The organism is Cellvibrio sp. (assembly GCF_046347455.1).
Taxonomy (GTDB): Bacteria; Pseudomonadota; Gammaproteobacteria; order Pseudomonadales; family Cellvibrionaceae; genus Cellvibrio.
Genome location: NZ_JAXMGC010000005.1, coordinates 267,919 through 280,458, shown reverse-complemented (window position 1 = coordinate 280,458; position 12,540 = coordinate 267,919). Strand labels below are relative to the sequence as shown.

The window sequence follows — 12,540 nt, the reverse complement described above, 5'->3', positions numbered from 1 at the left end:
ATTAAATTTTTGCGCTCAGGTAAAACACATCGTAAGTTGCGGGCAACATGCTATTTCGCCGCGCACTTTCGTAGGCTTGTTTAAATGCCTGAATTTTTTTTCGTCCCGTCAGCCCCGTCAGCCGACCCGAATTTACATTTTGCGCACCCAACGCTTTGAGGCTGCGCGTCAAATCCGACAAGTGTTCAAACTCCATTACTTCAGGCGCGTGCTCACAATCAATCTGGCTAAAACCTGCCTTTTGCAACGCCGAAAGCAACGCATCACGTTCGTGGAATTCATTAACGTGTACATGATTGTCAACTTGCTGCCACGCCGATTTTAGTTCGTGCAAAGTTGCTGGGCCCAAAGTTGTAAATATTAAGTCGCCGCCCGGCTTTAACACTCGTCGCAATTCGGCAAATAGCGCCAGCAAATTTGTACACCACTGCAACGCAAAATTGGAGTAGATAAGATCAACCGATGCATTTGCCAAGGGCAATTGCTCTGCATCCGAACACACCCACGCGTTCTGCGCAAAATTGGGGTCAGAGTCATTTAATATCGCGCCATTGCTCGGAATTATATCGTTCCCCATTAAATGACTCTGACCCCATTTTTGCTTCGCAAATTGCAGCATACCTTCCGCAATATCCACACCGGTTACTAGAGCTTGTGGAAATAGCTGTTGTAAACGCGGCGTGAAATAACCCGTACCACAACCAAGATCAAGCAAATGCTGTACTGATTTGTTGGCCGGAATTTTTTTAAGGAGTGCATCGCCCACTTTACGCTGCAAGCTAGCCACTGAATCATAAGTATTTGCAGCACGACTAAACGAGTGAGCTACGCGCGTTTTATCTAAAGAAGTTGGCGATAAAAATTCCTTTATGTGTTTTGCAACAAGTTCAGGCTGACTCCAATGAAGCGCATGGGCCGCACCCTTCACAACCACCACCTTGTGCGCCGGATTTTGTGCTGCAAGAGATTGAGCGGCAGACACGGGAACTAATACATCTTTTTCAGCAAGCAGGTGCAGTCCCGGTTGAACCAAGGTAGAGAAAATTTCGCGGTTATCTATTTCAGCCAACAAAAACAGCGCTTGCAACCAATTGTTGTTAATGACTTCCGGCTTTGCTAAGACTCGCATTTGTTTGAGCAAGGCACGCTCACTTGCGTCGCCTTGCGCTAACAACCCGGCGAATAATTTCAGTGTACCCTGCACATCTTCCACAAAACTTTTATTGAAATGACGATTTACCGCCAGCGGCATAGCAGTGTCGTAATCTCGGCTAGCAACAAATTTCAAATTGCTCGCCAGCGTAACAAATCGCGTTATTTTGTGCGGATAACGAGCCGCTAATTGAACGGCCAACATACCGCCAAGTGACCACCCTACAAGAACGCATTGTTGCGGCAATTCTCTTGCGATCAAGTCGATAAGAGATTCAAGATTAAATTCCGGAATCGCTTTGCTTTCACCAAACCCGGGTAAATCCAATGCAATAACGGCAGAAATAGTTTGCAGCTCGGCAAGCAAAGGCTGCCATGATTCACTGCCGGAACCCCAACCATGCAATAACACCAATGGCGGCTGTTGAGAGTGGGATGAAGTGCAGGGATACTCTTGCCGAGCAAGCTTGAATTGACTTTCACTCACGCCTATTCACCTACCGAACCGGAACTTGTTCCAACAACATCGCTTAAGGCATTCAGCAACTGATCAACCTGTGCGAGTGAATGTTCGGCAGAAAAAGTGACGCGTAAACGCGAGCTACCTGCTGCAACTGTTGGCGGACGAATGGCGATAATTAAAATACCGCGCTCTGCCAATTGTTCTGCAATTGCCAAGGTGCGAGCTTCGTCGCCAATAATAATCGGTTGAATGGGCGAAAAAGAATCCAGTAATTGCAAACCTAATTCTTGCGCGCCCAAACGGAAACGAGAAATGAGTTGTTGCAAATGTTCACGTCGCCAATGTTCTTCTTGCAATAAACGCAAACTCGCGCGCGTAGCCGCTGCGACTGCGGGTGGCATAGCGGTGGTGTAAATATAAGAACGAGAAAATTGGATAAGCGTTTCAATCAGCGTTTCGCTGCCCGCCACAAAAGCACCAAAGGTGCCGAAAGCTTTGCCTAAGGTTCCCATTAAGATCGGCAAATCGTGTTGAGATAAACCAAAATATTCAGCGCTGCCGCCTCCGTGTTTTCCCAAGCAACCAAAACCGTGGGCATCATCAACCATTAACCATGCATTATTTTTTTTGGCGAGCGCCGCAAGCTCTGGTAGGGGTGCACAATCGCCATCCATACTGAACACGCCATCAACTACAATTAACTTTCGCTCGGCTTCGGTTTTATCCAAGCGAGTTTGCAAATTTTCCAAGTCATTGTGTAAAAAGCGTTGGAACCGCGCGCCGCTGAGTAAGCCCGCATCCAATAAACTCGCGTGATTTAAACGATCTTCAAAAATCGCATCGCCTTGACCAACCAGCGCAGTGATTGCGCCCATGTTCGCCATGTAGCCGGTTGAAAATAATAAAGCGCGATCTCGCCCCGTAAACGCAGCAAGCTCTTCTTCAAGTGCGTGATGTTCGCTGGAATGCCCAGCCACCAAATGCGATGCACCGCTACCCACTCCAAATTGATTGGCTGCGTGTTGAAATGCAGAAATGACCTGCGGGTGATTGGCGAGGCCCAAATAATCGTTACTGCAAAACGCGAGATAGGATTTTCCATCGACAACCACGTTGGGAATTTGTGGCGATTCCAATACGCGGCGATTACGATACAAATTCGTCGCGCGACGTTCAGCAAGTGCTGCGGTGAGAATGTTGTCGATAGAGAATTCGTTAGTCACAAGGTTTCACTATTATTTAAAATCGGCCCACCCAACTTACCGTGAGCGCATTACTGTTAAATTCTTTGTTGCCGCTTTTATCGCCACTAGCGCTCGCATCTAACCCACGCCAGTTTTGCCATTGCAAACGCATGAAACTACCCGACAGATTTCCAAAATCTATACCCGCTTTCCATCCATAATTGAGGCCAATATTGGTTGACGACTGTGATGAGGAATTTTCATCGCCAAAATATTTTACGTCGTAATCAAAACTGGTAATTGACATACCGAAGCTTGGGCCACCGAACAAGCGCACAGAGTAAGAGAGCGGTAAAGTTACCAGCGCGTGCACACCGAAATTCACCATACCCCATCGATCACTGGTCACTTCGGCATCGTTAAAATCAACCGTGTCGCTACTTGCATCGACAATAAAATCAAATGCAGTTCCAGAACTAATAGCGGCATCTATACTGGCTTCAAGCGTAAAATAATCGCTGGCCTCGCGACCAACAAAACCATGAATATCCAAATCAGGTGAAATGCAGTCACCACCGCTAAAGCTGGGCTGATACTTTGTTTTGCAGGCCTCAACCAAACCGATTCCTATACCGCCGTAATCATTTGCGTAGAGAGAATCAGACAAAAACGAAAGTAGCAAAATAGCAATAAAATTTTTCATAGACAGTCCTTGGTTTTATCAGAGTCGTTAAAAGCGACCACCTTAGTGGCACGCGATTAACCAAAACTGAATTTAGAACTGCCTAATAACGCCTAATTAATTCGCCGCGTTATAAAACAAAGAATCCAGCTTGGCTTCTTGCAACTTATTCACAATGGCCGCTTCTTGTTCGCTTTCATCTTCGTGCACTTCGTATGCTTCTGGCTTAATGCCAAGGCGCTTGAAAAGTTGCATGTCTTTGTTGGCTTCAGGATTTGGTGTGGTCAATAATTTTTCGCCGTAGAAAATTGAATTTGCACCGGCCAAAAATGCCATGGCTTGGGTTTGCTCATTCATTTGCTCGCGGCCAGCTGATAAACGCACGTGCGATTGCGGCATAAGAATGCGGGCAACGGCGATGGTGCGAATAAAATCAAATGGATCCAGATCGGCTTCGCTTTCCAGCGGAGTGCCTTCCACTTTCACCAACATATTGATGGGCACAGATTCGGGGTGCTCGGGCATATTCGCCAACTGCTGCAACAAACCTGCGCGATCCGTCACTTCTTCGCCCATGCCTACGATTCCGCCGCAACATACTTTCATGCCGGCTTTACGCACGTTGGCGAGCGTTTGCAAACGGTCTTGATAGGTACGAGTAGTGATGATTTCACCGTAGTATTCGGGCGAGGTATCCAAGTTGTGGTTGTAGTAATCCAAACCAGCATCGGCGAGCTCCTGAGCTTGGGCTTCATCCAACATCCCCAAGGTCATGCAGGTTTCCATACCGAGTGCCTTTACCCCTTGTACCATGCTGAGCACGTAGGGCATATCTCGGTTTTTGGGTGACCGCCAAGCAGCGCCCATACAGAAACGGGTCGCGCCCGTAGCTTTGGCCGCTTTGGCTTCTTCAATGACTTTTTCCACCGCCATCAATTTTTCGCGTTCTAGGCCAGTGTCGTAACGGGCTGACTGTGGGCAGTAGGCGCAATCTTCCGGGCAGGCGCCGGTTTTGATGGAGCACAGGGTGCTGACCTGAACTTCGTTGGGATTAAAGTGCGTGCGGTGAACGCTTTGCGCTTGGAACATCAAATCGCTGAAAGGGAGATCAAACAGCGCCTGAATTTCAGCGCGAGTCCAATCGTGACGTACAAGAGGTTTGGTGAAAGCGTTCATGTGGGAGCCCCGTTGATAAGCAATGGATCCATATTAACGGGGTGAATATGGCTGTCAACCAAAAAATGACTTCCAGGTTAACAGACTAGTAAAGGCTATCGGCTATCGCACGAATCTCGTCGCGGTTAGTTACCACCAACTCTAACTCGTTAGTATCGGTAATAGCGTTATGCTTGGCCGATAGCTTTTGGTAAGCCGCGAGATGTGTAATAGCCGGCAGACGATTTGCGGTCATACGCGCCTTTAAGGAGTGATAAAGCCCAAGGTTAACCACATCAATTAAACCGAAAGGTTCGTTCTCACCAGCTTGCCAGTTGCCAACTTGCTTCACCAAACGCAGATATTCGTCATCCATCTTCCAATCTTGTAAAAGCGCAATACCGAGGTTCTTGGCAAACTCGCGGCATAAATTAACGTAGGTTTCGCTGTTTGGTACGGGCAGATCGCTAGACTTAAACACCGACAATACCGCTAAGGTTCCAATCTCACTCAAAAGACTACCCAGCAACGCATAATCCGGCGCAACGCGGCCGACCTTCTTGGCAATCAGCGCACTCATACTGGCTTTGTTGATCAGGCGATCCCACGAGGCAGCAAAAATACGTGTATAGGCTTGAGTATTGCCGCGGAACAAATCTTTCACCGCATGCAGCATGGTGATGCGTTCAACTTGCGCCATCCCCAGAATTCGCACCACATCAAACACCGTTTGTGGCGGCATATGGTTGTGCATCATGACGCTGGATGCATAGCGCAGCAGCAGCTGGCTAAGCTCTGTGTCGCGTTCGATGAGTTTGCTCAGCGAGCTTGCGCAACTATCGGAACGCACCAAGGCTTCACGAATATTTTGGGTAATAGCCGGCAAGCGGGGAAAGTTTTCGGGGTGACTCAACAACGCCGAAACTGCACTTTTATAATCAACGTAATCGCTACGAACCGCTTCCACAGTAAAACTTCCTTAAAACGACAGAATTACCCTAAAGCCTAGAAGATGCGCCGCGAAATTCAACGCAAGCTTGGATATTCTCAGGGAATTGTTAGACTAGCGATCAAAGAACACTCAGGGAACCTAACCCAAGCCAGAAGGAGCTCCGGCATGCGCAACCCAGCAGCATTTTTTCGCGCGACTTTTAAAACATGGCGAACTAGTTTCAAACACCTCCCCGCAAACATTTTCCCCAGCCAATGCCTGCTATGCGCTTGCAGTCTAGAAGGCGAACTGCTCTGTACTCATTGCCAATATGATTTGCCCCACACCTATGGCCAATTGCTTTGCCAACAATGCGGCTTGCGTATCGAGAGCCTGAGCCATTTTTGCGGCAGCTGCTTGCGCCATCCACCCGCATTTAGCCGCAGTTTTATGCCTTTCTCCTACGAATACCCGATAGATAGACTCATCCACAAATTCAAATACCGAGCGAACCTGACGTGCGGAAAATTACTCGCGCAAATGCTGGCAGAAGCAGTAAAAGATCACGCACAAGATGACGCCGATTGGGAAATGCCCGACCTGATTATTCCCACCCCGCTACACTGGCAACGTCTGTGGCTAAGAGGGTTTAACCAAGCGGAAATTCTGGCAAAGGAAGTAGCAGGGGAATTGAAGATTCCCATTGCAAACAATCTCATTCAACGCAAACATAAAACACCCTCGCAAAAAGGCTTGTCCCGCAATGAACGGCAAAAGAACTTGCGGCATAGCTTTGCGGTTAAGGAGAAGCATTTAACAGCGATTCAAAACAAGCGCATCGCCCTTGTGGATGACGTGGTAACCACAACCGCCACGGTAAGGGAACTTAGCGCTTTGCTAATCAAGCACGGCGCCAAGGATGTTCAGGTATGGGCGCTGGCGCGGACGATGTAACACCCTACATTAAGCTATGTATCGGTTGGAAAAGTGCTTAATATCAGCCGAATTCAAACCACAAACCAGCGAATCTGAGGCGAACAATGAAATCAAAGCACATCAAGATAATACTTATTGTGGTGGCTAGTACCTTGGTTCTTTTCTGTCTCACCTTTGGGCTACCCATCATCGGCGGGATTGCAGCCAGTAAAATTACTGCTCTGGCCGGATGCACCAAAGGAAGCTTCGATATGCCACCTCAATGTGCCTCGAGTATTATCAATGACCGATTCGCACCCCTTGCTGGCTGGGTGGGCATGCTCTTAACACCTATTTTCTTTGCCTATCTCTTTTGGGATTGGTTATTGGTGTGGGGGTTGCTTTGCGCCGGCTTATTTCTCTGGTGGAACCACACTTACATGCGCGAACAGAAAGAAGCTCAGTACACCTATCCTTTTGGAGACCCTTCGCAGGAGACTCCCAAAAGTCCAAAATCAAAAAAAATGCCTCTCTAGGGCTTTTCGAACAGAATAATTCCCCAAACTTTCATCTAATTCTGCGAGAATTCGCATCCCAGCTTTTCGGCGCGCAAGCGGTGGCCTCAACCTTGCCCAGGCGTCTTTACCTGCACCTGCCCTTGGGCAATTGCTCTATTTGGAGGTTTCCATGAAGTTTCGCTTTCCCATTGTCATCATCGACGAAGATTTCCGCTCCGAAAACACCTCTGGCCTTGGCATCCGCGCTCTTGCAGATGCTATGGAGAAAGAAGGTATGGAGGTGCTGGGTGTAACCAGCTACGGCGATTTGTCGCAGTTTGCGCAGCAGCAATCGCGCGCTTCCGCTTTTATCCTGTCTATCGATGACGAAGAGTTTGGCGAAGGTTCTGAAGAGGAAACCGATGCAGCGCTTAAAGCCCTGCGTGCATTCGTGGAAGAGATTCGTTACAAGAACAACGACATCCCTATTTACCTCTACGGCGAAACGCGTACCTCGCGCCATATCCCTAACGATATTTTGCGTGAGCTGCATGGCTTTATTCACATGTTTGAAGACACGCCTGAGTTCGTGGCGCGCCATATTATTCGCGAAGCAAAATCTTATTTAGATGGCCTTGCACCACCATTTTTCCGTGCACTGGTGAACTACGCTAACGACGGTTCTTATTCGTGGCACTGCCCAGGTCACTCCGGTGGCGTGGCGTTTTTGAAATCACCTATCGGCCAAATGTTTCACCAATTTTTTGGTGAAAATATGTTGCGTGCCGATGTGTGTAACGCCGTAGAAGAACTCGGTCAATTGCTCGATCACACTGGCCCTATAGCCGCATCTGAACGTAATGCCGCGCGTATTTTTAACGCGGATCACTGTTACTTTGTGACTAACGGTACATCTACATCTAACAAAATGGTGTGGCACTCAACGGTTGCGCCGGGCGATATTGTGGTGGTTGACCGTAACTGCCATAAATCAATTTTGCACTCGATTATTATGTGCGGCGCGATTCCCGTATTCCTAATGCCGACACGCAACAATCTCGGCATTATCGGCCCCATTCCGCTGGAAGAATTCACACCAGAAAGCATTGCGCGCAAAATCGAAGCAAACCCATTTGCACGCGAAGCAGCAAATAAAAAGCCGCGCATTTTAACCATCACTCAATCGACTTACGACGGTGTTCTCTACAACGTGGAGACACTGAAAAATATGCTCGATGGAAAAATTGATACGCTGCATTTCGACGAAGCTTGGCTGCCACACGCGACCTTCCACGAGTTCTATAAAGACATGCACGCCATTGGAAAAGATCGTCCGCGCGCAAAAGAGTCGATGATTTTCTCCACGCAATCCACGCATAAATTGTTGGCTGGATTGTCACAAGCATCACAAGTTCTTGTACGTGAATCTGAAAAAGTAAAACTGGATCAAGATGCGTTTAACGAAGCTTATTTGATGCACACATCTACATCGCCGCAATACTCGATTATCGCGTCTTGTGATATTGCTGCAGCCATGATGGAAGCACCCGGTGGTCATGCACTGGTAGAAGAATCAATTTTTGAAGCGCTCGATTTCCGCCGCGCCATGAAAAAAGTGGATGCCGAATGGGGGCAAGATTGGTGGTTCCAAGTGTGGGGGCCCGATGAATTTGCAGAAGACGGCGTAGGCGAACGCGACGATTGGATGTTGCGCAGCGAAGACAATTGGCACGGCTTTGGAAAATTAGCACCGGGCTTCAACATGCTCGATCCAATTAAGGCAACCATCGTGAACCCGGGCTTGTCTGTAAACGGTCAATTCAGCGAGACAGGTATTCCTGCATCCATCGTTACCAAATACTTGGCAGAGAATGGCGTAATCATCGAGAAGTGCGGACTCTATTCGTTCTTCATTATGTTCACCATCGGCATCACCAAAGGCCGTTGGAATACCTTGGTAGCCGCACTGCAACAATTCAAAGACGACTACGACAAAAACCAACCCATGTGGCGCATCATGCCGGAGTTTGCGCAAGCGAATCCGCGTTATGAGCAAATGGGTTTGCGCGATTTGTGTCAACAAATTCACGACTTCTACAAAGCCTACGACGTTGCACGCTTAACAACAGAAATGTATTTGAGCGATATGCAACCGGCCATGAAACCTTCTGATGCTTTCGCGAAAATGGCGCACCGTGAGATTGAGCGTGTGCCCATTGATGAATTGGAAGGTCGCATCACCTCCATTTTGTTAACGCCTTATCCACCAGGAATTCCATTGTTAATTCCGGGCGAGCGCTTTAATAAAACCATCGTTGATTATTTGCGTTTTGCTCGCGACTTCAATGAAAAATTCCCCGGCTTTGAAACCGACGTTCATGGGTTAGTGAAACGTGAAGTTGATGGCAAGCGCGGATATTTTGTGGATTGTGTGAAGCAGTAGAAATTAGCTTGGATTGATCGAGCTTCTCTTTTGGGGAGAGAGGCTCGATAATTAAAATAATAATTATCCCCAATTAACAAGGAGTTTTTATGAATATAAAAATGGCATTTGCGATTGTTATTTTGTTTTTTTCCCACCTCAGTTATTCCGCACCAAGCGTCGAAGATTTCCTCAAAGAGCCTGATTTACTTGATGCCGTAATTTCTCCCGATGGCCACTATTTAGCACAACTTTGGAATAAAGACGGAGCACGCATTGTCAGCGTTAGGGATTTACAACAACCCTCGCTACCCCTGATTGCATCAATGTCCGATAAAGTTACTCGCGCACAAGCTATTTCTTGGGCCAACAATGAACGCCTTCTTATAAAGGTCTGGATTCCATTCGAACTTAGTTATGTTGAACGGATGTCGAAATCGAAAGCCGACTTCGATATCAACGACTATGCGGTTTATGCGCGGTTATTATCTACTGACATTTATCTCAAAAATCCTGTTGCGCTTCTAAATGACAAAAGCTCTGTAAAGGGGAACACTAATCTAGCGAATGCTTTTTATCTACCCAAAGATGAATCTCATGTTGCCATGACAGCGTGGGTCGATGAACGCCTTACTCTTTTTAAAGTTGATGTATACACAGGAGCAAGTGAAAAACTCGCTACAGCCGGCAACCATACACTTGCATTTATTTATGATGACTTTGGAAATCCGCTTTACCGCTTGGACTATAAACCCTCCCTCAAACAAATAACTATTTTCGAGAGAGTGAATGAAAATGGATGGAATACTGTTGATTCATTTCGTTTGAGCGAATTAGAAACAGACGAATTGCTAAAAGAGGCGCGTTTAGTTTCGCTCAGTAAAGAGGATTTGATTTATCGTAAAAAGAATGATGACACTGGATTTTATGAGCTGGTGAAATTCAAACGAAAAGAAAAAACAATCGAGACATTTGTGAGCGCTAAAGACCAAGATATTGTTGGAACTATAAACAATAGAGGATCACGGCAAATTGTCGGCTATACGGTGGATGGCGACCATATTCGGCATAAATATTTTGACCCTGAGAATCAAAAAAATTACGACCAACTGGAGTCAAAATTAAAAGATTATGATTTCAAAATAGATTCGAAAACTACTGACTCCAGTAAAGCTATTGTTTCGGTTTCCGGTGCGGACAACCCTCTAAGTTTCCTGCTTTATAACTACAAAACTGGAGAGCTCTCCCCTATTGCAGATGCATCCGCCACCATCAACATGAGCAACCTCGCAACAGCGGCAATTGCGAGCTATGTGACACGAGATGGACAAAAAATTCGCGCATATTTGCTGTTACCCCCCGGTTATCAATCTGGAAAACAGTACCCATTAATCGTCATGCCGCATGGCGGTCCTCAAGCTCGCGACCGAGCAAATTACGATGGCTTCGCTCAGTTTTTATCAACCAGAGGATATATCGTCATCAAGCCAAACTTTAGGGGATCAGTGGGCTTGGGCAAAAACTTTGAGCAAGCGGGTTACAAACAATGGGGGCAACGCATGCAAGATGATGTTGATGATGCCGCTGATTTCATGATTAAAAAGGGATATGCAGACCCTAAAAGAATTGGAATATTAGGTATTTCTTACGGTGGTTACTCAGCGCTTATGGGAGCAGTGAAACGACCAGATTTGTATAAGTGCGCAGTCTCCATTAATGGAGTAACTCATTTGCGCGATATCATTGCAGAAGGAAAAAAAGATGCAGATGATCCTGCACTGTTTGAAAAGTATTCGATACAACGCATAGGTGATCCAATTGCAGACAAAAAAATGCTGGATGACAACTCTCCCGCGTTGCTGACAGACAAAATAAATACTCCCTTGCTCCTCATAGGTAGTGAAAAAGATGATATCGTACCCTTTGCCCAAGCAAAAACCTTGGTAAAGGCGTTAGACAAAAGCAACAAACCTTATACTTTTATCAAACTCGAAGAATCAGGTCACAACCCTTTTACCATCAAGAAAGACTCTGAAATTGTTCATCGAGAAGTTGAAAAGTTTTTTGAGGCTCAATTTAAATAGATAATTACATGGTTAACATCATCAATCAGCAAGAACCCAGCGCCGACTCGTCGGCGCACACTCATCTTTATGCAAGATTGACCCCCGATCTGGTGATGGATGCCATAGAATCACAAGGCTATTTAACAGATGCACGAATCATAGCTTTAAACTCTTACGAGAACAGGGTGTACCAAGTCGGTATAGAAGGCAGCTTACCCATAATCGCAAAATTTTATCGCCCCGAACGGTGGACACGCGAACAAATTTTAGAAGAACACAGTTTCACGCAAGCGCTCAAAGAATTGGAAATTTCTGTAGTCGCTCCACTCATTGATGATTCAGGAAACACACTGCACCACTATCAAGGTTTTGATTTTGCACTTTTCCCACGCCAGGGTGGCCACGCGCCCAATTTAGATGATTTTGATTCACTGTTAATGATTGGCCGCTGCCTTGGTCGCATTCATGCCATGGGGCAAGCGCAGCCGTTCCAACATCGTCCCGCAATGACAGTACAAACTTTTGCGCGCGATTCCTACGAGTTTTTAATTAACAATAACTTCCTTCCTGCCAATCAATTAGAAAACTACAAACACATTGGTGCCGAAATTATTGTTCAGTGTGACGCGCACTTTAATCGCGTGAAATACAAACCCATACGCTTACACGGTGACTGTCATCCCGGAAATGTGTTGTGGCGAGAAGGCGTGCCGCACTTCGTGGATTTTGACGATGCACGCACCGGCCCCGCAGTTCAAGACCTATGGATGCTACTCACGAGTGAAAGCGATAACCAGCGTTTACAACTAAGTGAAATCTTGGATGGTTACCAAGAGTTCTGCGATTTTGATTTAGCGGAATTACAACTAATCGAAGCCCTGCGCAGCATGCGCATCATCCATTACAGCGCATGGCTTGCTCGACGCTGGGCCGATCCCGCTTTTCCACGTTATTTCCCCTGGTTTAATACCGAGCATTATTGGTCACAACATATTTTAGAATTGCGCGAACAGCTAGCAGCAATGCAGGCGCCTCCAATAACTATTTTTTAATACCAGACGTTAGACGGTGAT

10 protein-coding genes are annotated in these 12,540 nt (G+C 46.7%); 5 read left to right on the top strand and 5 right to left on the bottom strand.

Annotation, left to right across the window (positions count from 1 at the left end; genetic code table 11):
- Window position 1 precedes the first annotated feature (1 nt).
- The 5 genes from bioC to U1F02_RS11430 all read right to left on the bottom strand — a co-directional run bounded on the left by bioC (window position 2) and on the right by U1F02_RS11430 (window position 5,603).
- Window positions 2–1,639 carry a malonyl-ACP O-methyltransferase BioC gene (bioC, locus tag U1F02_RS11450; protein WP_409990526.1) on the bottom strand — a complete coding sequence of 546 codons (1,638 nt, stop codon included), beginning with the start codon at window positions 1,637–1,639 and terminating at the stop codon, window positions 2–4.
- A 2-nt stretch (window positions 1,640–1,641) separates the two neighbouring features.
- A complete protein-coding gene (bioF, locus tag U1F02_RS11445) occupies window positions 1,642–2,838 on the bottom strand; it encodes an 8-amino-7-oxononanoate synthase (protein WP_409990525.1) in 1,197 nt (398 codons plus the stop codon).
- A 16-nt stretch (window positions 2,839–2,854) separates the two neighbouring features.
- Window positions 2,855–3,502: a hypothetical protein gene (locus tag U1F02_RS11440; protein WP_409990524.1), complete on the bottom strand. Its 648-nt coding sequence runs from the start codon at window positions 3,500–3,502 to the stop codon at window positions 2,855–2,857.
- Window positions 3,503–3,598: 96 nt separating this feature from the next.
- Window positions 3,599–4,657: a biotin synthase BioB gene (bioB, locus tag U1F02_RS11435; RefSeq protein ID WP_409990523.1), complete on the bottom strand. Its 1,059-nt coding sequence runs from the start codon at window positions 4,655–4,657 to the stop codon at window positions 3,599–3,601.
- Between the two features lie 85 nt (window positions 4,658–4,742).
- Window positions 4,743–5,603, bottom strand: coding sequence for an HDOD domain-containing protein (locus U1F02_RS11430; protein WP_409990522.1), 861 nt, complete (start codon window positions 5,601–5,603; stop codon window positions 4,743–4,745).
- Between the two features lie 150 nt (window positions 5,604–5,753).
- Here U1F02_RS11430 and U1F02_RS11425 point away from each other — a divergent pair, with 150 nt between their 5' ends.
- From U1F02_RS11425 to U1F02_RS11405, 5 genes are all read left to right on the top strand, one after another.
- Complete coding sequence (locus tag U1F02_RS11425; protein WP_409990521.1) at window positions 5,754–6,521, top strand: ComF family protein; 768 nt, start codon at window positions 5,754–5,756, stop codon at window positions 6,519–6,521.
- Window positions 6,522–6,607: 86 nt separating this feature from the next.
- Window positions 6,608–7,018 carry a hypothetical protein gene (locus U1F02_RS11420; protein WP_409990520.1) on the top strand — a complete coding sequence of 137 codons (411 nt, stop codon included), beginning with the start codon at window positions 6,608–6,610 and terminating at the stop codon, window positions 7,016–7,018.
- A 151-nt stretch (window positions 7,019–7,169) separates the two neighbouring features.
- Window positions 7,170–9,422, top strand: coding sequence for an Orn/Lys/Arg decarboxylase N-terminal domain-containing protein (locus U1F02_RS11415; RefSeq protein ID WP_409990519.1), 2,253 nt, complete (start codon window positions 7,170–7,172; stop codon window positions 9,420–9,422).
- A gap of 89 nt (window positions 9,423–9,511) precedes the next feature.
- Window positions 9,512–11,485 carry an alpha/beta hydrolase family protein gene (locus tag U1F02_RS11410; protein ID WP_409990518.1) on the top strand — a complete coding sequence of 658 codons (1,974 nt, stop codon included), beginning with the start codon at window positions 9,512–9,514 and terminating at the stop codon, window positions 11,483–11,485.
- An 8-nt stretch (window positions 11,486–11,493) separates the two neighbouring features.
- Window positions 11,494–12,519 (top strand): serine/threonine protein kinase, encoded by a 1,026-nt coding sequence (locus U1F02_RS11405; RefSeq protein WP_409990517.1) that lies wholly within the window; start codon window positions 11,494–11,496, stop codon window positions 12,517–12,519.
- Window positions 12,520–12,540: the final 21 nt, after the last annotated feature.